The sequence below is a fragment of the Micromonospora sp. CB01531 genome, from assembly GCF_001905095.1.
Classification (GTDB): Bacteria; Actinomycetota; Actinomycetes; order Mycobacteriales; family Micromonosporaceae; genus Micromonospora.
The window spans coordinates 33,753-53,724 of record NZ_LWLS01000059.1; the positions used below are offsets into that span (position 1 = coordinate 33,753).

General features: G+C 72.3%; 17 protein-coding genes and 1 pseudogene. 12 read left to right on the plus strand and 6 right to left on the minus strand.

Annotated features, from left to right (window positions below):
* Window positions 1-32 precede the first annotated feature (32 nt).
* The 3 genes from A6A27_RS10595 to A6A27_RS10605 form a co-directional block, all read right to left on the minus strand.
* Window positions 33-287 (minus strand): Smr/MutS family protein, encoded by a 255-nt coding sequence (locus tag A6A27_RS10595; protein ID WP_073834395.1) that lies wholly within the window; start codon window positions 285-287, stop codon window positions 33-35.
* Between the two features lie 90 nt (window positions 288-377).
* Window positions 378-746, minus strand: coding sequence for a tetratricopeptide repeat protein (locus tag A6A27_RS10600; protein WP_073834396.1), 369 nt, complete (start codon window positions 744-746; stop codon window positions 378-380).
* Window positions 747-837: 91 nt separating this feature from the next.
* Complete coding sequence (locus A6A27_RS10605; RefSeq protein WP_073834397.1) at window positions 838-1,608, minus strand: ROK family protein; 771 nt, start codon at window positions 1,606-1,608, stop codon at window positions 838-840.
* 90 nt (window positions 1,609-1,698) lie between these two features.
* On the opposite strand from A6A27_RS10605, the gene A6A27_RS10610 reads away from it, so the two are divergent.
* The 3 genes and pseudogenes from A6A27_RS10610 to A6A27_RS10620 all read left to right on the plus strand — a co-directional run bounded on the left by A6A27_RS10610 (window position 1,699) and on the right by A6A27_RS10620 (window position 4,540).
* A complete protein-coding gene (locus A6A27_RS10610) occupies window positions 1,699-3,336 on the plus strand; it encodes an ABC-F family ATP-binding cassette domain-containing protein (protein WP_073834398.1) in 1,638 nt (545 codons plus the stop codon).
* A gap of 38 nt (window positions 3,337-3,374) precedes the next feature.
* A pseudogene (locus A6A27_RS10615) lies at window positions 3,375-3,620 on the plus strand (hypothetical protein); the annotation flags it as partial.
* Window positions 3,621-3,814: 194 nt separating this feature from the next.
* A complete protein-coding gene (locus A6A27_RS10620; RefSeq protein ID WP_073834400.1) occupies window positions 3,815-4,540 on the plus strand; it encodes a methyltransferase domain-containing protein in 726 nt (241 codons plus the stop codon).
* A 120-nt stretch (window positions 4,541-4,660) separates the two neighbouring features.
* On the opposite strand, the gene A6A27_RS10625 is transcribed toward A6A27_RS10620, so the two are convergent.
* Window positions 4,661-5,662: a LacI family DNA-binding transcriptional regulator gene (locus A6A27_RS10625; protein ID WP_073834401.1), complete on the minus strand. Its 1,002-nt coding sequence runs from the start codon at window positions 5,660-5,662 to the stop codon at window positions 4,661-4,663.
* A 138-nt stretch (window positions 5,663-5,800) separates the two neighbouring features.
* Here A6A27_RS10625 and arfA point away from each other — a divergent pair, with 138 nt between their 5' ends.
* The 7 genes from arfA to A6A27_RS10660 all read left to right on the plus strand — a co-directional run bounded on the left by arfA (window position 5,801) and on the right by A6A27_RS10660 (window position 14,166).
* Entirely contained in the window at window positions 5,801-7,312 is a 1,512-nt protein-coding gene (gene arfA / locus A6A27_RS10630; RefSeq protein WP_073834402.1) for an arabinosylfuranosidase ArfA, read from the plus strand.
* Window positions 7,313-7,349: 37 nt separating this feature from the next.
* On the plus strand, window positions 7,350-8,684 hold the full coding sequence (locus A6A27_RS10635; protein WP_073834403.1) for an ABC transporter substrate-binding protein: 1,335 nt from the start codon (window positions 7,350-7,352) through the stop codon (window positions 8,682-8,684).
* 6 nt (window positions 8,685-8,690) lie between these two features.
* Window positions 8,691-9,656, plus strand: coding sequence for a carbohydrate ABC transporter permease (locus tag A6A27_RS10640; RefSeq protein WP_073834404.1), 966 nt, complete (start codon window positions 8,691-8,693; stop codon window positions 9,654-9,656).
* 10 nt (window positions 9,657-9,666) lie between these two features.
* The gene (locus tag A6A27_RS10645) at window positions 9,667-10,491 is read left to right on the plus strand and encodes a carbohydrate ABC transporter permease (protein WP_073834405.1); all 825 of its coding nucleotides are present in this window, start codon (window positions 9,667-9,669) and stop codon (window positions 10,489-10,491) included.
* A gap of 101 nt (window positions 10,492-10,592) precedes the next feature.
* On the plus strand, window positions 10,593-11,495 hold the full coding sequence (locus A6A27_RS10650) for a glycoside hydrolase family 43 protein (RefSeq protein WP_241825218.1): 903 nt from the start codon (window positions 10,593-10,595) through the stop codon (window positions 11,493-11,495).
* Window positions 11,496-11,800: 305 nt separating this feature from the next.
* Window positions 11,801-13,459 carry a glycoside hydrolase family 10 protein gene (locus A6A27_RS10655; protein ID WP_073834407.1) on the plus strand — a complete coding sequence of 553 codons (1,659 nt, stop codon included), beginning with the start codon at window positions 11,801-11,803 and terminating at the stop codon, window positions 13,457-13,459.
* Window positions 13,460-13,623: 164 nt separating this feature from the next.
* Window positions 13,624-14,166, plus strand: coding sequence for a phospholipase (locus tag A6A27_RS10660; protein ID WP_073834408.1), 543 nt, complete (start codon window positions 13,624-13,626; stop codon window positions 14,164-14,166).
* Between the two features lie 74 nt (window positions 14,167-14,240).
* On the opposite strand, the gene A6A27_RS10665 is transcribed toward A6A27_RS10660, so the two are convergent.
* Complete coding sequence (locus A6A27_RS10665) at window positions 14,241-17,033, minus strand: ATP-binding protein (protein ID WP_073834409.1); 2,793 nt, start codon at window positions 17,031-17,033, stop codon at window positions 14,241-14,243.
* 156 nt (window positions 17,034-17,189) lie between these two features.
* A complete protein-coding gene (locus A6A27_RS10670; protein ID WP_073834410.1) occupies window positions 17,190-17,411 on the minus strand; it encodes an FmdB family zinc ribbon protein in 222 nt (73 codons plus the stop codon).
* A 56-nt stretch (window positions 17,412-17,467) separates the two neighbouring features.
* Between A6A27_RS10670 and A6A27_RS10675 the strand changes: the two genes are divergently transcribed.
* The gene (locus tag A6A27_RS10675) at window positions 17,468-18,814 is read left to right on the plus strand and encodes a lytic murein transglycosylase (RefSeq protein WP_073834411.1); all 1,347 of its coding nucleotides are present in this window, start codon (window positions 17,468-17,470) and stop codon (window positions 18,812-18,814) included.
* A gap of 73 nt (window positions 18,815-18,887) precedes the next feature.
* Complete coding sequence (locus tag A6A27_RS10680; protein ID WP_073834412.1) at window positions 18,888-19,904, plus strand: GNAT family N-acetyltransferase; 1,017 nt, start codon at window positions 18,888-18,890, stop codon at window positions 19,902-19,904.
* The last annotated feature ends 68 nt before the right edge of the window (window positions 19,905-19,972 follow it).

The window sequence follows — 19,972 nt, forward strand, 5'->3', positions numbered from 1 at the left end:
CACAGCCCGACCTGACCCGCTCGCCGGCGGCACTACTTCCAGCGGAAGTGCACGAAGAGGCGGCCGAAGTTCTTCGAGTCCTTCTCGACCCGGTGGTAGAGCTGCTTGACCTCCTTCTGGTCGAGGAAGCGCAGCACCCGCTTCTTGAGCTGGCCGGAGCCCTTGCCGGGGATGATCTCCACCAGGGTGGCCTTCTTCGCCACCGCCTCGTCCATGATCCCGCGCAGCGCGCGGTCAATGTCGTGCCCCTTGTTGAAGATGTCGTGGAGATCGAGCTTGAGCTTCACCAGCCCATCGTAGGCACGCGGCAGCCGGGCCCGGCGACGGCGAAGGGCAGCCCGCCCGGGCTGCCCTTCGCCGTCTCGTACTGGTGGCGGTCAGCGACCGCCGCTGACCCGGCTCTCCACCCGGCGCAGCGCCTCGGCGTAGTCGGCGTTGGTCGAGTGCATGGCCGCCGCGATGCGCAGGTGCCGCAGGGCGTCGACGGGCCGGTTCAGCCGTTCCAGGGTCCGGCCCAGCACGTGGTGGGCGTAGTGGTCGCTCGGGTCCCGGTCGACCAGCTCCCGGAGCTGCTCCTCGGCCCGGTTGAGCTGGGCCGACTGGAAGTACGCCCGGGCCAGCAGCTGCCGCACCGAGGAGTTGCCGGGCTCCGCCTCGACGATCGGCTCGAGCAGCCGGGCCGCTCCGGTCGGGTCACCCGCTTCGAAGAACATGGTCGCCCGCCGGTACTCCGCCAGAAGATCCACTCGACCCACCTCCTCGTGTCGCACCGCCCTTTGTCCGACGCTGGCACAACATCAGCCGGACCGCGAGTGTTCCCCCGGTCGAAGTTGTGCCTCAGGCCGTCGGGTCGTACCGGTCGCCGACCAGCTCCCAGGCCCGGACACCACCGACGATCCCGGCCGTGTTCGGGACGACCACCACGTCGTCGCCCATCCGGGTGAGTTGTTCCGGCCGGATCAGTCGCGAGTTGCCCCCGCCGAGATAGAGCCGGTCCCAGCGGAAGACCGGCCGCAGCCCCTCCACCACCTGCCGGATCCGCCGCGACCAGAACGCGTCGCCCAGGCGCCGGCGTTCCGGCTCCCCGATGTACGTGTCGTAGGTGGTGTTCCAGCGCACCGGGGCGTGCGACAGCTCCAGGTGCGGGGCGAGCACCCCGCCGTCGAAGAGCGCGCTACCCAGCCCGGTGCCGAGGGTCAGCACCAGCTCACAGCCGGTCCCGGCGACCACGCCCGCGCCGTGCACCTCGGCGTCGTTGAGCACCAGCGCCGGGATGCCGAACGCCTCGGCCAGTGCGCTGCGCGCGTCGTATCCGGACCAGTCGGCCACCAGCGCCGGGTCGATCTTGCTGCGCGGCCCGGACCGGGTGACGTAGTGCGGGGTGGCCACCACCACGCCGTGCCGGATCATGCCGGGCATCCCGACCGTGAGCCGGTCCGCCGCCGGCAGGCTGCCGGCCAGGTCCAGCAGCGTCTTGACGAAGAGCGACGGCGGCAGCGGGTACGGCGTCGGCACCCGTACCGGGCGGGCCCGCATGGTCCCGGCGGCGTCCAGCACGGACGCCTTGATGCCGCCACCGCCACAGTCGATCGCCAGAGTGGTCACCACGGCAGTGAGTCTCCCTCAGCTCGGTCACGTTCCGAGCCCCGGTTCTCCCCATCGGCTGCGGAGTGCCGCGCCGGTAGGCTCGATCTCCTCATGAGCGCCACGTTGATCGCCAAGGACCTCACCGCCGGGCACGGTGACCGCCTGCTCTTCGCCGACCTGGACCTGGTCGTCGCCCCCGGCGACGTGGTCGGGCTGGTCGGGGTGAACGGCGCCGGCAAGTCCACGCTGTTGCGTACCCTCGCCGGGCTCCAGCCACGCGAGCACGGCTCGGTGGCGTTGAACCCACCCACCGCCACGGTCGGCTACCTGCCCCAGGAGCCGGAGCGCCGGCCGGGCGAGACGGTCCGGCACTTCCTGGCCCGGCGTACCGGGGTGGCGGCGGCACAGGCCGCGCTGGACGCGGCCACCGAGGCGCTCACCGCCGGGGCCGAGGGCGCCGACAACGCGTACGCCGAGGCGCTGGAGCGCTGGCTCGACCTCGGCGGCGCGGACCTGGACGAGCGGGCCGAGCAGGCGGCCGCCGAGCTGGGCCTGGCGGTCGACCTGGACCATCCGATGACCGCCCTCTCCGGCGGCCAGGCGGCCCGGGCCGGGCTGGCCTCCCTGCTGCTCAGCCGGTACGACGTCTTCCTGCTCGACGAGCCCACCAACGACCTGGACCTGGCCGGGCTGGACCGGCTGGAGCGGTTCGTCACCGGGCTGCGGGCCGGGACCGTGCTGGTCAGCCACGACCGGGAGTTCCTCACCCGGACCGTGACCCGGGTGGTGGAGCTGGACCTGCCCCAGCGGCAGGTCCGGCACTACGGGGGCGGCTACGCGGCGTACCTGGAGGAGCGGGAGGTGGCCCGCCGGCACGCCCGGGAGGAGTACGAGGAGTACGCCGAGACCCGAGCCGATCTGGAGGCACGGGCCCGGATGCAACGCGCCTGGATGGAGAAGGGCGTGAAGAACGCCCGGCGCAAGGCCACCGACAACGACAAGATCGGCCGCAAGTTCCGCACCGAGTCCACCGAGAAGCAGGCGGCGAAGGCCAAGCAGACGGCGCGGCTGATCGAGCGGCTGGAGGTGGTCGAGGAGCCGCGCAAGGAGTGGGAGCTGCGGATGGAGATCGCCGCCGCGCCCCGCGCCGGTGCCGTGGTGGCCTCGCTCCGGGGTGCCGTCGTACGCCGGGGCGGCTTCGCGCTGGGCCCGGTGAACCTCCAGATCGACTGGGCCGACCGGGTGGCGATCACCGGGGCGAACGGCTCCGGCAAGAGCACCCTGCTCGCCGCGCTGCTGGGCCGGCTGCCGCTCGACGAGGGCCACGCCGCGCTCGGCCCAGGGGTGGTGGTGGGCGAGGTCGACCAGGCCCGGGGGCTGTTCCTCGGCGACCAGCCCATGGTGGACGCCTTCGGCGCCGCCGTACCGGAGTTGAGCCCGGCGGACGTGCGGACCCTGCTGGCGAAGTTCGGCCTGCGCGCGGACCATGTGCTGCGGTCGGCGGCGACTCTCTCCCCCGGCGAGCGGACCCGGGCCGCGCTGGCCCTGCTCCAGGGGCGCGGGGTGAACCTGCTGGTGCTGGACGAGCCGACCAACCATCTCGACCTGCCGGCGATCGAGCAGCTCGAGTCGGCCCTGGCCACGTACCCGGGGACGCTGCTGCTGGTGACCCACGACCGGCGGATGCTGGACGCGGTGAGCGTCAACCGGCGGCTGCGGGTCGACGCCGGACGGATCGCCGAAGACTGATCCGTGCCGACCCGGTCGCGCCGGGTGACAATGACCCCATGCTCAAGTGGGAGTACGCGCTGCTGGTCCGCCGGCGCCAGGCGGCCACCAGCGACATCGGGTGGGAGATCGTGTTCGTCTGGTACGGCCCGGACGGTTCGATGGTCGACGTCACCCCGTACGGTGACACCGCGCTGGCCCACCTCAACCGGGCCGGTGACCAGGGCTGGGAACTGGTCGCGATGAGCGAGGACCCCTCGCTGCCGGGCAACAACGAGCTGCACCGGTACCACCTCAAGCGGCCCAAGCCGGCCGTGGCGCCGCCCCGCCAGCGGATCCGGGGCGCCAACCGAGGCCGCCGCAGCCTCTCCGGCTGATCCGGCCCCCGCCGCTCGGCGGATGCCGGCGTCGCCGCCCTGGGGCCGCTTCCGTGGTTGTCGGTCGGCGATCCGAGGCATACCGGGCGGCGATGCGGGTATCGCGCGCCCGGAGGTGGCGCATGGTCACGATGGGGCAGTCCCCACCCTCGGCCCAGCGGCTGAGGATGATCGACGGGTTCCTCGTCGAGGCGTGGGCCGATCTGACCCGCCACGATGAGCGGCTGCGCCCGCTCACCGTGGAGGTGCGCTTCGACCGGGGCGTCGCGCACCTGAGCGGAGAGGTGGCCGACCCGGGCGAGCTGCGCCTGGTCCGGGACATGGTGGGCCGCCTCGCCGGGGTGCTCGGCGTCTGGTGCCGGGTGGCCGTCGCCGGCCGGGCGCCGGTGGTGGTGGACCTGGGCTGCGGCGCGACCAAGCAGTGGCCGGGCAACCTGGGGCTGGACATCTACCCGGCGCCGGGGGTGGACGCGGTGGCAGACCTCGCTGGCGCGCTGCCGCTCGCCGATGACTCGGTGGACGTGTTCTTCGCGGTGCATATCATGGAGCACCTGATCGACTTCCTGCCGCTGTTCGACGAGTGCCACCGGGCGCTGCGGCCGGGGGGCGTCCTGCACGTGATGAGCCCCTGGTGGCGGCACGTGAACGCGGTCGCCGACCCGACCCACGTACGACTGCTGGACGTGCAGACCTTCAAGGGCATCTGCGGTCAGCGCCCGCCCGGCACCCCGCGCTGGTACCCGCTGCACGTCGGGTGCGACGGCGCCTCCATCTTCGCCGACCTCACTCCCCTCGCCCCCGACGACCCACCCCCACCCCCGTACCACCTGGCCCGCTTCTTCGACTGACCCCACCCTCACCGACGCATGGGTTGATCATGAGGTTGACGGCGGACGTAGTGATCAAGAACGCCACCAACCTCATGATCAACGCAGGGGGTGCGGGCGGCGGGACCACCGGGGCAGGCGTCAGGGGGCGCTTTCGCGGAGGGCCAGGCGGTGGGGAGCCACCAGTTCCCGGGGCGGCGCGCCGCGGTCGGCGTCGAGGCGGTCGGCGAGCAGGTCGACGGCGAGGCGGGCGATCCGCTCCTTGTCCGGGGCGACGGTGCTGAGGGTGGGGATGGAGAAGCGGCCGTCCTCGATGTCGTCGAACCCGGCCACCGCCACGTCCTCGGGCACCCGCAGCCCGGCCTCGTGCAGCGCGCGCAGGGCGCCGAGGGCGAGGGTGTCGTTGAAGCAGAAGACCGCGTCGGGACGTACGCCGGAATCCAGCAGGGCGCGCATGGCAGCCGCGCCGTCGGCGCGGTGCCAGGCGGCCGCGGGGGCCACCAGGCGCTCGTCGTACCCGAGGCCGGCGTCGGCCAGCGCGGCGGCGTAGCCGGCCAGTCGGAGCCGGGCGCTGGCGCCCTCGGGGGTGCGTTGGGCGCCGATCGCGGCGATCCGGCGGCGGCCGAGGCCGACCAGATGTGCGGTGATCTGCCGGGCGGCGCTCACGTTGTCGATCATCACGTGGTCGGCCGGGCCGTGGTCCACCCGCTCGCCGAGCAGCACCATGGGCAGGCCGTCGAGGCCGGCGAGGTCGGCAGCGGTGAGCGCGAGCGGGCTGAAGATCAGCCCGTCGATCAGATGGTCGCCGATCCCGCGGGCCGCCTTCCGTTCCTGCTCGGGGCCGCCGCCGGTCTGGTCGATCAGCACCGTCCAGCCGTGCTCGGCGGCGGCGGTGACCACGTGCCGGGCCAGCTCGGCGAAGTAGGGGATGTCCAGCTCCGGCACGGCCAGGGCGATCACCCCGGTCCGCCCCTTCCGCAGGCTGCGGGCCGACAGGTTCGGGCGGTAGTTGAGCTCGGCGATGGCCTGCTCGACCCGGGCCCGGGTGTCCGGCCGTACGTGCTGGTAGCCGTTTACCACGTTGGACACCGTCTTCACCGACACGCCGGCCCGTTCGGCGACGTCCTTGAGCCTGTGTCGCACTGGCCCGTCCTCCCCTGTCGGCTCTGCCGGCACTGTATCGCGCCGAGACCTCTTTACAACGTTGATTACAACGTTGTAGAAACCTGAGGTACGGGGTGACCGAGGTCACCCCGACCGGTACGAGGAAAGGTGGCACCCGTGCGGAGCGCGCAGCTGACGATCGACCCGTCGTTCACCATCGGAGCGGCCGACCGCCGTCTCTTCGGTTCCTTCGTCGAGCACATGGGGCGCTGCGTCTACGGCGGTGTCTACGAGCCGGGCCACGCCACCGCCGACGCCGGCGGGTTCCGCCGGGACGTCCTGGACCTGACCCGGGAACTGGGCGTCTCCGTGGTGCGCTACCCCGGCGGCAACTTCGTCTCCGGCTACCGCTGGGAGGACGGCGTCGGCCCGGTCGGCGACCGGCCGCGCCGGCTCGACCTGGCCTGGAAGACCATCGAGACCAACGCGTTCGGGCTGGGCGAGTTCATGGCCTGGGCGGCGGAGGCCCGCGTCGAGCCGATGATGGCGGTCAACCTCGGCACCCGGGGTGTGCAAGAGGCCTGCGACCTACTCGAATACGCCAACCACCCGGGCGGCACCCAACTGTCGGACCTGCGCCGCAAGCACGGCGCCGAGGAGCCGTACGGGGTGCGGCTATGGTGCCTCGGCAACGAGCTGGACGGGCCCTGGCAGGTGGGCCACAAGACCGCCGACGAGTACGGCCGGCTCGCGGCCGAGACCGCCCGCGCGATGAAGAAGATCGACCCGTCGATCAGTCTGGTCGCCTGCGGCAGCTCCAACCGGCGGATGCCCACCTTCGCCTCCTGGGAGGCGACCGTCCTGGAGCACACCTACGAGCACGTCGACTACATCTCCGCCCACACCTACTACGACCCGTCCGACGGCGACCGGGCCAGCCTTCTGGCCTCCGCGGTGGACATGGACAACTTCATCCGCGAGGTGGTGGCCACCGCCGACCATGTGGCCGCCCGGCTGCGCCAGCGGCGGAAGCTAAAGATCTCCTTCGACGAGTGGAACGTCTGGTACGAGTCCCGCCTGCAGGCCGACCTGGACCGACGCGGCTGGGTCGAGGCGCCGGCGCTGATCGAGGACGACTTCACCGCGGTCGACGCGGTGGTGGTGGGGGACCTGCTCATCACCCTGCTCCGGCACGCCGACCGCGTCGGGGTGGCCTGCCAGGCACAGCTGGCCAACGTCATCGCCCCGATCCGTACCCGCACCGGCGGGCCGGCCTGGCGGCAGAGCATCTTCCACCCGTTCGCCCTCACCGCCCGCCACGCCCGCGGCACGGTGCTGCGTACCGAGCCGGTCTCGCCCACCTACCCCACCGGGAAGTACGGCGACGTGCCGGTGCTGGACACGGTCGCGGTGCACGACGAGGAGACCGGCGAACTGGCCGTCTTCGCGGTCAACCGCGACCAGGACGACCTCGTCGTCGACCTGGACCTGCGCGCGCTGCCCGGCCTGCGCGCCCGGGAACACCGCGCTCTCGCCGCCGGGATCGACCCGACGGCCACCAACACCGAGGCCGAGCCCGAGCGGGTGACGACCCGCGGGCTCCCCACCCCCACCCTCGACGGCGGCCGGTGCTCCGTGGTGCTGCCCGCCTGCTCCTGGAACCTGCTGCGCTTCGCACCCCAGCCGTGACCAGGAAATACCGCATCCCGTCCCCCAAGGAGTACCCATGATCCAGAACGAGATGAGCCGGCGGCGGCTGCTCAGCCTCGGCGTCGGGCTCGGCGCCGCGGCCACCCTGACCCTGGCCGGCTGCGGCGACGGCGGCAGCATCTCCGACAAGCCGAGCGCCGCCGGCAACGGCGGCAAGGACTACACCGGCCCCAAGGTCGACCTGAAGCTGTGGAACGGTTTCACCGGCGGCGACGGCGAGATCTTCAAGCAGTTGGTCACCCAGTTCAACGGCGAACACCAGAACATCGCGGTCAGCGTGGTGACCTACGAGTGGCAGGACTACTACAGCAAGCTTCCCGGTGCCGTCTCGAGCGGCAACGGCCCCGACATCGCCGTCATGCACATGGACCAGCTCGCCACCTTCGCCGCCCGCGGGGTGATCATGGAGCTGGACGACGTGGCGAAGGCGCTGGAACTCAGCGAGGGGGACTTCGCGCCGACGGTCTGGAAGGGCGGTCTCTACCACGACAAGCGGTACGGCATCCCGCTCGACATGCACCCGCTGGGCCTCTACTACAACAAGGCGGCCATGCAGCGGGCCGGCCTCGACCCGAACAAGCCGCCGACCACCAAGGACGAGTACACGGCGGCGCTGACCGAGCTGAAGAAGGCGGGGATCCAGGGTTTCTGGGTCAGCCCGTTCCAGTTCACCGGCGGAATGACCTACTACTCGCTGCTGCACCAGTGGGGCGGCAGCCTCTTCGACGGGGAGGTCGCCAAGGCCACCTTCAACTCCGATCCGGCGGTCGAGGCGTGCAGTTGGCTGGTGGACATGATCAAGCAAGGGTTCTCGCCGGCCAACGTGGGCCAGGACGCCGACTACCTGGCCCTCAAGAGCGGCAAGAACGCCTTCAACTGGAACGGCATCTGGCAGGTCAACGACCTGAAGAAGAGCCCGGACGTGCAGTGGGGCGTCGCGCCGCTGCCGCAGATCGGCAGCCAGCAGGCGGCCTGGGCCAACTCGCACAACTTCACCATCGTCAAGCAGCGCAGCGCCGACAACAACAAGGTCGCCGGCGCGAAGGTCTTCATCAACTGGCTCAGCCAGCACTCGCTGGACTGGGCCAAGGGCGGCCAGGTGCCCGCCCGCAAGGCGGTCCGGGAGAGCGCCGAGTTCAAGGCGCTGCCGGAGATCAGCTCGCTCGCGCCGGAGCTGGCGTACGCCGCGTTCCCGCCAGCCGCTCCCGGCCTGGGTGAGGTGATGACCACCTTCTACAACGCCTTCAACGAGGCGGCGCTGGGCAAGAAGTCTCCGAAGCAGGCGCTGGACGACGGCGTGGCCAAGGCGAACAAGCAGCTCGAGGACAACCGCAAGAAGTACGGGAGCTGATCCGCCGTGGCGGACGTGATCGAGGTCGGGGCGGCGCGCGGAGACGCGCCGCCTCCGGCGGGCGGAACGCGCCGTCCGGGCGGTGTCACCGCGCGGGGGCACCGGGCCACCCCCTACCTCTTCCTCGCGCCGTACCTGGTCCTGTTCCTGGTGTTCGGGCTGCTGCCGATCCTCTTCGGGGTCTGGATCAGCCTGCACCAGTGGGACCTCCAGCTGCCCAACCGGCCCTTCATCGGGCTGGACAACTACCGGGACCTCTTCTCCAGCGACTCGGCGATCTACGGCGACTGGTGGTCCAGCCTCCGGGCCACCGCGATCTTCACCATGCTGTCGGTACCGCTGCTGGTCGTCGTACCCCTGGGGCTGGCCCTGCTGCTCAACCGTTCCTTCCCCGGGCGGACCTTCTTCCGGGCCGCCTTCTTCGCCCCGTACGTCCTCGGCGTCGCGGTGATCGGCCTGCTCTGGCGCTTCCTGCTCGACGCCAACCTGGGCCTGGTCAACCGGCTGCTCGGGGTGCTCGGCCTGCCCTCCGACACGCCCTGGGTGACCGACGTGCCGTGGGCCTGGGTGTCGCTGGTCGGGGTGACGGTGTGGTGGACCTGCGGCTTCAACGCGGTGATCTACCTGGCCGGGCTGCAGGACATTCCGGCCGAGCTGTACGAGGCGGCCCGGGTGGACGGGGCGAACGGCTGGGACCGGTTCCGGCACGTCACGCTCCCCGGCCTGCGCCCGGTGCTGCTCTTCGTGCTGACCACCACGATCCTCGCCTCGGCGAACGTCTTCGGGCAGTCCTTCCTGATCACCCAGGGTGCGCCGGGCGAGCAGACCCGGACGGTGGTCTGGCGGATCGTGGACGAGGGGCTGCGGGACTACGACGCCGGCCGGGCGGCCGCGATGAGCGTGCTCTTCGCGCTGATGCTCGCGGTGGTCAGCGTTCTGAACTTCCGGCTGTTCCGCTACCGGGAAGACTGAGGGGGCGACGATGACGAGGCTGCGTGGGGTCCTGCGCTACGCCGTCCTGCTGCTGATCACCGCGGTCTTCGTGACCCCGCTGGCCTGGATGGCCCTCACGTCGGTGAAGACCTACGCCGACGCGCAGCAGGACCCACCGAGCTGGCTGCCGAACCCGTTCTCCACCTACGGGTACGACCAGATCATCAACAACACCGCCAATCCGGTGCTGCGCTGGTTCGTCAACAGCATGCTGGCGGCCAGCCTGCACACCCTGCTGGTGCTGGCCACCGCGTCGATGGCCGCGTACGCCCTGGCGCGGATGCGGTTCCGCGGCCGGGCGCTGAGCTTCGCGCTGATCGTGGGGACGCTCTTCCTCCCGCCGACCTCGCTGATCATCCCGAACTTCGTGATCGCCGATCGGCTGGGCTGGCTCGACACGCTGACCGTGGTGGTGGTTCCGGGCGCGGCCAGCGCGTTCGGGGTCTTCTTCCTCCGGCAGTTCTTCCTCTCGATCCCCCGGGAGCTGGAGGAGGCCGCCGTGCTGGACGGGGCGAACCACTGGCAGGTCTTCACCCGGGTGCTGCTGCCGCTGTCGAAGCCGGCGCTGGCCACCCTGGCGGTGCTGTCGTTCCTCACCAACTGGAACGACTTCCTCTGGCCGGTCTACGTGCTGTTCAGTCCGGAGCGGCTCACCCTCCCCGCGGGCCTCGGCCTGCTCCAGGGCGCCTACGTCACCGACTACCCGGTGATCATGGCGGGGGCGGTGCTGGCCAGCGTACCGGTGCTGATCCTCTTCGTGGCCGCCCAACGACACATCATCCAGGGTGTCTCGCGCAGCGGCCTGAAGGGATGATCGGCGGGTGGGCCCGACGGAGCGGCGCGGCCCTGGCCGCCGCGCTGCTCGTCGCCGGTTGCGGCAGCGGACCAACGTTGAGCACGTCGGAGGAGGCGCGTGTGTTCACCAACCCGGTCGTCCGGACCGACGCCCCCGACCCGCAGGCGATCCGGGTCGGCGAGACCTGGTACCTGTTCCACACCAACAGCGGCGGCCGAAACGTTCCGGTGCTCACCTCCCCTGACCTGGTCGACTGGATCCCCGCCGGGGACGCCCTGCCCGAGCTGCCCGACTGGGCCGACACCGGGAAGACCTGGGCGCCGGAGGCGATCCAGCTCGGCCCCGACCGGTTCGTCCTCTACTACACCGTCGCGGACCGGGCCTCCGGGCGGCAGTGCGTGGGCCGCGCGGTGGCGGCTACACCCCTCGGGCCGTACCGGGACGACTCGTCCGGGCCGCTGATCTGCCAGGCCGACCTGGGCGGCTCGATCGACGCCAGCCCCTACCGGGACGCCGACGGCAGCCTCTGGCTGCTGTGGAAGAACGACGGCAACGCGATCGGCGTGGACACCTGGCTCTGGTCGCAACGCCTCTCCCCGGACGGGCTGCGGCTGACGGGCCGGCCGACCAGACTGCTGAAGCAGACCGAGGCGTGGGAGGGCGCGCTGGTGGAAGGACCGTTCCTGCACCGGCACGACGGCAGGCTCTACCTCTTCTTCGCCGCCAACGCCTACGACCGGGACACGTACGCCGAGGGCTACGCGGTCTGCGAGAGCCCGGCCGGGCCGTGCGTGAAGGCCCCGGAGAACCCGATCCTGAAGTCCAACGCGGTCGCCTCCGGCCCCGGGCACGCCTCGTTGGTGGAGCAGGACGGCCGCACCTGGCTGCTCTATCACGCCTGGCCGCCGGGGCAGGAGGGCAGCGTCGACCCCGGCCGCCAGGTCTGGCTGGACGAGCTCGTCTGGCAGGACGGCAGACCCGTTCTCCATGGCCCCACCGCCGAGCCCCAGCCGAGGCCCTGACCGCGCGACCCCGTGCCTCGCGGGGCGCGGGTCAGCGGAGGGCGGGGACGTTCCCACCCCGGCACCGGGAGCGGCATTCCGATACGAAGCGTTCCCGGGAGATCACGATGAGCAGTGGGTGACCGCTCACCCTCGGGCATTCGGCCCGACCTGCGCATCGATCCGTCCTGAGGTCTTGCGCCACCTGGCGATTGATGAAATTTTCCTACCAGCGGCGAATGCTCTGCGGCGAATCTTTCCGGATGCCGCTCGGCACCCGTCGCCACCCGACACCTCCCGGAGCCCAACGAAGGGAACCGCACCGCATGAAGGCAACTCGGCTCAGCGCCGCCGGGCTGGCCGTGGCGCTGCTCGGCGCACTCATCGCCGGCACCCCCGCGCGCGCCGCGGACACCGACGCCACGACCACCCCCTCGACCACCTGCACCACCGACCCGGCCACCCCGAAGCGGCAGTTCCGGGCCATGTGGATCGCCTCGGTGACCAACATCGACTGGCCCAGCAAGGCCTCCTGGACCGCGCCGGACCAGGTCGCCAAGCAGAAGGCCGAGTACCTGGGCTGGCTCGACCTGGCCCAGCAGCTCAACCACAACGCCGTCGTCGTCCAGGTCCGCCCGACGGCGGACGCGTTCTGGCCCTCGCCGGTGGAGCCCTGGTCGGAGTACCTGACCGGGGTACGCGGCCAGGACCCGGGCTGGGACCCGCTGGCCTTCCTCGTCGAGGAGTCGCACAAGCGGAACCTGGAGTTCCACGCCTGGTTCAACCCGTACCGGGTCTCCATGCCGGCGCCGGGCGGCGCCGGCGCCGACCTGTCGAAGCTCGCCCCCAACTCGCCGGCCCGGCAGCACCCCGACTGGGTGTTCGCCTACCCGCCGGCCGGGGTCGCCGGCAGCCGGCTCTACTACAACCCCGGCATCCCCGAGGTCCGCGAGTTCGTCCAGACCGCGATGATGGACGCGGTCAACCGGTACGACATCGACGGCGTGCACTTCGACGACTACTTCTACCCGTACCCGAGCGGCACCTACCAGTACCCGGACGACGCCACCTTCGCGCAGTACAACCGGGGCTTCACCAACCAGGCCGACTGGCGGCGGGACAACATCAACCTGCTCATCCAGGAGATGAACGCCAAGATCAAGGCGGTCAAGCCGTGGGTGAAGTTCGGTGTCAGCCCGTTCGGCATCTGGCGCAACAAGTCGGCCGACCCGAACGGCTCGGACACCACCGGCTCGCAGTCGTACGACATCATCTCCGCCGACACCCGTAAGTGGATCAAGGAGGAGTGGATCGACTACGTGGTGCCGCAGCTCTACTGGTACATCGGCCAGTACCCGGCCGCCGACTACGCCCGGCTGGTGCCGTGGTGGGCCGAGCAGGTGCGCGGCACCAAGGTGCAGCTCTACATCGGCCAGGCCGACTACAAGAGCGGTGACCCCGCGTACGGGTCGTTCTGGATGAACCCGGACGAGCTGTCGAACCACCTGACGCTCAACCGGTCGTACCCGGAGGTGCTCGGCAACGTGCACTTCTCGGCGGTGCAGGTGAAGGCCAACCGGCTCGACGCCACCGACCGCTACGCCGCCGACCACTACTCCCGTCCGGCGCTGGTGCCGGCGATGGCGCAGCTGCCGGCCAAGCCGCTGCTCTTCCCGGTGATCACCGGCGCCGACCGGCAGGCCGACGGGGTGCACCTGACCTGGCGGCAGCCGGCGGACGGCAACGGCCCGTTCGGCACCGCCACCTCGTACGCCGTCTACCGGTTCGACGGCACCGGGAAGGCCGAGGCGTGCGCCTTCGCCGACGCGTCCCACCTGGTGGCGACCGTCCGGGGCACCGGCGGTGCCGTGCAGTCCTGGGTGGACGCCGACGCGGCGGCCGGCCAGAGCTACACGTACTACGTGACCGCGCTCGACCGGGTCTGGAACGAGGGCCCGGCCAGCCCGGCGCGCGTCGTGCGCTGACCCACCTCGGATGCCCCCGGCCGCCCCGGCGACCGGGGGCATTCGTCTGTTTCGACGTATGTCACCAAACCGTAGCCTGGCCGCCGTTGCCCACCCATCGATGAATGTCGACACTTGGTGATCACCCGGCTCCTTGTCCCAAGCCTCGACCCGCGGAGGATCCCGTGTCCCGACGCCTCGTCACCGTCCTCGCTTCCGGCGCGTTCGCACTGCTCACCGCCCTCGGTGTCGCCTCGCCCGCGCAGGCCGCCGTGAGCCGTGAGCAGAAGCTCAGCGTGCTGTCGAGCTGGACCCAGACCAGTGCCACCAGCTACAACGCCTGGAACGCCGGCCGGCTGAACAAGGCCGCCTGGTCCGCGTACGCCTTCGACTGGTCGACCGACTACTGCTCGTCCAGCCCGGACAACCCGCTCGGCTTCAACTTCAGCCTCTCCTGCTACCGGCACGACTTCGGCTACCGGAACCACAAGGCGATGGGTGTCTTCCCGGCCAACAAGGCGCGCCTCGACAGCGCCTTCTACGAGGACCTCAAGCGGGTCTGCGCCACGTACAACGCGGTCGTCCGGCTGGCCTGCTACAGCCTGGCCTGGACCTACTACGAGGCGGTCAGCATCTTCGGCTCCGTGGCCGCCGTCCGGCAGGCCGACCTCGACCGCGCCGCCCGGATCAAGGCCGACGCCGAGCGCCGCGCCGCCCTCCGCTCCTGACCTCCTGACCCCGCCCCGGCGGATCAAGAAGTTCGCGTCGCCGCCCGCCGGACATCCCGACGCGAACTTCTTGATCAACCCGCGGTGGAGCGGCGCGGCGACGGGGAGGAGGAGCGGGTGGGGGCGGTGAAGCGGGGGGAATCGGGGGCGAGGTCGGGGTGGTCGACGCCGAGGGCCAGGGCGGCCGCCTCCTCCAGGGCCAGCTCGCCGCCCGCGCCGTACGCGGTGTCGAACGCCGCGTCGCCGAGCGTCCGGCGCAGCTCCGCCTGCCGGGCCAGCCAGTACGGCCCGTAGATGCCGGGGGTGACCCGCAGGTTCGCCCGGGTGGCCTGGGCCGCACCGAAGAGCCGGGCCGCGGTCACCGGGTCCCCGCCCAGCGCGCAGCGCACCGCGATCGCGTTCACCGTGTCGCAGGCCCGGCCCAGGTAGCCGTGGTTCATCCGGGAGCGGAGCGCCACCAGCAGGTGTTCGTGCGCGGCGACCAGGTCGTCCCGGGCCAGCGCCACCATGCCGAGGAGCATGTCCACCGAGCGGCGCCCCCGCTCGACCGGGCGGGCCGCCTCGACCGGGCGGGCCGCGCCGAGCAACTCGGCCGCCTCGTCCAGCGCGCCCCGGCGCCAGAGCAGCTCGGCGAGGTTGTAGATGGCGTGCAGGGCGTCGGAGACCACGTCCTGCGCGTAGGCCCAGTCGATCACCTCGCGGCAGACCCGTTCCGCCTCCACGAACTGTCCCATGTCGACCAGCGGCGCGGCCCGGCCCGCCAGCACCCGGGCGAGCAGCCCCAGGTCGCCGGCCTGCCGGGCGGCCGCCTCGGCCCGCTGCGAGTAGCGCAGCTCCTCGGCGAACTCACCGTCCGCGCCGCCGTGCAGCGAGTGCAGGTGGTACGCCGCGGCCAGCTCCGCCTCCGGGATCACCTCGCCGGTCTCGGCGATCCGGCCGTACAGCCGGAACAGCCAGAGCCGCCCCTCCCGGGCCAGCCCCCGCTCCCGCCACCACTGGTCCAGCATGCCGGCCAGCCGCAGCCCGGTGCGGGCGCTGCCGCCGGTGGCGCACCAGCGCAGCGCGGCCCGCAGCTCTGCGGCGAGCGGGTCGAGCGCGTACAGGGAGAGGGTGACCGGGTGGCCGTCCGAACCCAGGTGGGCGCGTTGCAGGGTGTGGCTGCACCAGGCGACGTGCCGGTCCCGGGCGGTCTGCTCCTCGCCGGCCTCCACCAGCCGCCGGGCCGCGTACGCCCGGATCGGGTCGAGCATCCGGTAGGTGCTGCCCGAGGCGTGCGGCTCGGCCAGCACCATGGACTTGTCCACCAGCACTGAGAGCGGGTCGAGCGGATCCTCGTCGAGCAGCCACTGCACGGTCGGCAGGTCCACCCGGCCGGCGAAGACCGCCAGCCAGCGCAGCAACCGGGCCGAGCGCGCCCCGAGCGTCCGGTACGACCAGGTGACCGTGGCCTGCATGGTCAGGTGCCGTTCGGCGGCCGAGCGGTGCACCGCGCGGGTCGCCGGTGCGAGCGGATCGCCCCCAGCCGCCACCGGGTCCTGGTTGCCGCTCCAACCGGGCTCCCCCGCCGGGGGCGGCTCCGGCTTCTCCCGCCCGGCGTCCAACGTGGCCAGCATGTCGTCGAGACGCTCGGCGAGCTGCCCGGCGGAGAGCACCCGCAGCCGCGCCGCCGCCAACTCGATGGCGAGCGGCAGTCCGTCCAGCCGGCGTACCACCCGGCGCAGGTCGACCTGCTCGGTGGGATCCGGCGCCCGGCCGCCCCGGGCCGCCGCCGTCCGGTCCAGCAGCAGGGCCACCCCGTCGCTCTCCCCGCCGTCCGGGCGGGGCTCCACCGAGAGCGGCGGGATCCGCCACACCGCCTCACCGGGGAGGCCGAACGACTCCCGGCTGGTGGCGAGCACCCGGACGTCCCGGGCGCCGGCCAGCAGTCGGGAGATCACCGCGGCCGAGGCCGCCGGCTGGGCGTCGCAGGTATCCAGCACGACCAGCATCCGGCGGGCGGCCGCGTACTCCACCAGGGTGTCCACCATCGGGCGGCCGGGCTCCGGGCGGAGCCCGAGCACCGCGGCGATCTCGAACGCGACGAGGCCCGGGTCGGTCACCGCGGCAATGTCGACGAACCACACCCCGTCCGGGTACGCCTCGACGACCCCGCCGGCCAGCTCCACCGCCAGCCGCGTCTTGCCGGCACCGCCCGCGCCCAGCACGGTCACCACGCGGTACGTCTCGACCAGTCGCTTCAGCTCGCCGCGTTCCACCTCCCGCCCGACGAACGAGGTGACCTGGGTGGGCAGGTTGTGCGGCACCGCGTCGGCGGTACGCGGCCGGGGGAAACTCCGCTCCAGGCCGGGCGCCACCAGCTGGAACAGCCGCTCCCGGTCGTCGAAGCCGCGCAGCCGGTGCAGCCCGAGGTCCAACAGGGACGCTCTGTCCGGCAGCGGATCGGCGTGCCGGGCGGTCACCCCCGAGCAGAGAACCTGTCCACCGTGGGCGGCGGCGGCCACCCGGGCGGCCCGGTGCACCTCCGGGCTGGCGTACTCGCCGTCGCGGGGTTCCACGTATCCGGTGTGCAGGCCCATCCGGACCCGCGGCGCGGCTTCGGGGGTGGGCCAGTCGTGGCTGGCCAGGGCCAGTTGCGCGGTCAGGCAGGCGGTGACCGCCGCGGCCGCGTTCGGGAAGGCGAGGAAGAACGAGTCCCCCTCGGTCAGCAGCTCCGCCCCGTCGGCCAGCGTGTGGCGCAGCAGCCGACGGTGTTCCCGCAGCACCGCGGGGTAGCCCGGACCGAGCAGCTGGGCCAGCCGGGTGGAGCCCTCGATGTCGGTGAACACGAAGGTCACCCATCCGCTCGGGAGGTCGATCCGTGGCGACATGCGTGGAACCTCCGCCCCGTGACGTCGGGCTCCATGCTGCCCTATGATCGGGCGATCACGCATCGTGAGAACGGTCGGGCAGCATCCGACCAAGGTCCCACCGAGTGTGGGCCCGGCAGCACGGCCGGATCGACCGGCGAGACGAGGTCGCCGGAGTCAGCAGCCGCAGGCGCCGCCGCAGCAGCCCCCACCGGCCGGGGCGGACGCCCCGCCGACCGGGCCGGCGCCACCGCGGCCGGTGACCGCGACGGTCGACAGCAGCTTCACGGTGTCGGCGTGTCCCTGCGGGCAGGATGCCGGCTGGCCGGCCTCGGCCATCGGCCGGTTGACCTCGAAGGTGTCGCCGCAGGCGCGGCAGCGGAACTCGTACCGGGGCATGCCACCAGCGTACGACCGGGTCTGACGTTCCGGCGGGCATGGGTGATACTCGACGGGTGGTGGACGGCGAGGAGCGATCGAAGGTTCGACCCCTGCGACCGGCCGTACCGCCCGACGGGGCGGCCGGGCCGGTTCCCGTGCCCCGCCCCCGGCCGGCCACGGAGCCGGGTTCCACCGGCACCGCCGCCGGGAGCACCCACCAGCCGGAGTCGCCCCCGGCCGACGCCCCCGACACGAAGCCGCAGTCGACGGCCGACACCGCGGCCAGCACGAAGGCCGGGCCCACCCCGGCGGACGCCCCCGACGTCAAGCCGCAGCCGACCCCGACGGGCGCGAAGCCGGAGTCGGCCTCGGCCGACACCACCGCCACGAAGGCGGAGCCGACCTCGCCCGACGCGGCCACGAAGGCGGAGCCGGCCCCGGCCGACGCCACCACCGCGGGCAGCCCCGACCCGAAGACCGGCGGTCGGCGGCGGATGCCGTTCGCGCACGCGGTCCGGATGCCGCCCCGACGAATCGCCGTCGGCGCGGCCCGGGCCACCCGGGACTGGTCGCGCCGCCCCAGCGGGCGCACCACGGTGCTCGGTATCTTCCTGCTCCTCTTGGTCGCGGGCACCGCGACGGCCGGCGCGCTGCTGGTGCCCGCGGCCGTACGCAAACCGCAGCCGGTCGCCGTCGACGCCACCGCGACCGCGCCGGCCGACGGCGTACCCCAGGGCGGCGTGGCGCCCGGCGGCGCCGGCCTGCCCCCGGGGCTGCCCGGCGCGACCGGCCAGCCGACCGGGGCGCCACCCGGCGTCGGGCAGCCGACCGGACCGGCACTGACCGGCCGCCCGGCCGACGCGCTGGCCGCCTGGGCCCAGCGGGTCAGCCGGACGACCGGCATCCCGGTGGTCGCGTTGCAGGCGTACGGCTACGCCCAGCTGGTGCTCGAACAGACCCACCGGAGCTGCCAGCTCAGCTGGACCACGCTGGCCGCGATCGGCTACGTCGAGTCCCGGCACGGTGCGGCCAACGGCGCCACCCTGCAGCCGGACGGGGTCGCCTCGCCCAACATCCTCGGCGACCTGCTCGACGGGCAGGGCGGGCGGTCCCGGATCACCGACACCGACCGGGGCGTGCTCGACGGCAACACCGTCTACGACCGGGCGCTCGGCCCGATGCAGTTCATCCCGAGCACCTGGCAGGAGGTCGGCGCGGACGCCGACAACGACGGCGTCAAGAACCCGCACGACATCGACGACGCCGCCCTGGCCGCCGGCCAGTACCTGTGCAAGGGCGGCCGGAACATGACCATCCCGGGCGACTGGTGGAACGCCATCCTCTCCTACAACGACGTGCGCCGGTACGCCCAGGACGTCTTCAACAAGGCGAACGAGTACGGACGGCTGAGCGGTACGTGACGTAACCGGTTGCGTACATTTCGAGAACTGGACCCTTCCCCCGGGCAGCCGTTCCCGGCAAGCTAGACGGGTGATGGTGCGCGAGTGGGACCCTCGAACCGCGTCGTCCGCCGAGATCGCGTCGCTGCTGGACACGCTGAACGCGGTCCTGGCGGCCGACCTGCCGCAGGATCCGCCCTGGCGGGAGAGCTCCCTGCGGGAATACCTCTCCGAGGTCATGCCCGGTGAGCGGCGGATCTCCTGGGTCGCTCAGGCCGAACCGGCCCCGGACGGCACCCCGAGCCCGATGCTGGGGCACGTCAACGTGCTGCTGCTCGGTGGTATCGGGGTGCTGGAGGTGCTGGTGCACCCGGTCGTCCGGCGCACCGGGCTGGGCCGCGAGCTGGTGCGGGTGGCCGGCCGCCGGGTCTGGGAGGAGGGCTTCCAGTCGATCGGCGTGGAGGTGGTCGGCGACACCCCGGCGCTGGGGTTCTACGAGTCGCTCGGCTTCACCCGCGAATACGTCGAGACCCGCAGCGTGCTCGACCTGCGCACGGTGGACTGGCCGGCGCTGGCCGAGATGGCCACCGGCGTCGGCGCCGGCTACCACCTCGAGTTCTGCCCGGGCGGCCCGCCGGACGACCTGATCGAGGCGTACGCCCGGGCCAAGGCCGAGGTGCGCGATGTGGACGACGGCGAGCTTCGGCCCAGCTCGTACGACCCGCAGCGGCTGCGGGACAGCCTGGACACGCTGCACCGGCGGGGCATGAAGCCGTACATCGTGCTCGCCCTGCACGAGCAGACCGGCGAGGTGGCCGGGCTGACCGAGGTGGTGGTGCCGGCGCAGCACCCGACCCGGGCCGACCAGTACGACACCATCGTCGTCCGGGACCACCGCGGCTACGGCATCGACCGGGCCATCAAGGCGCGGATGCTGCTGGAGCTGCGCTCGGCCGAGCCGGAGCTGGCCGAGGTGCAGACCTGGAACGCGCAGGCCAACGAGGCGATGTTGAAGGTCAACGCGGAGCTGGGCTACCGCCCGGACCGCGAGTGGTGTGAATACAGCGTGGACGTCGCCGAGCTGGTGCACCGGCTCGACAGCCAGCGCTGACGGAAGTTCACCAACGGGCCACCCCGGGGGATGGACGCCGGACCGGGTCGACTCTTAACGTTCGTTAG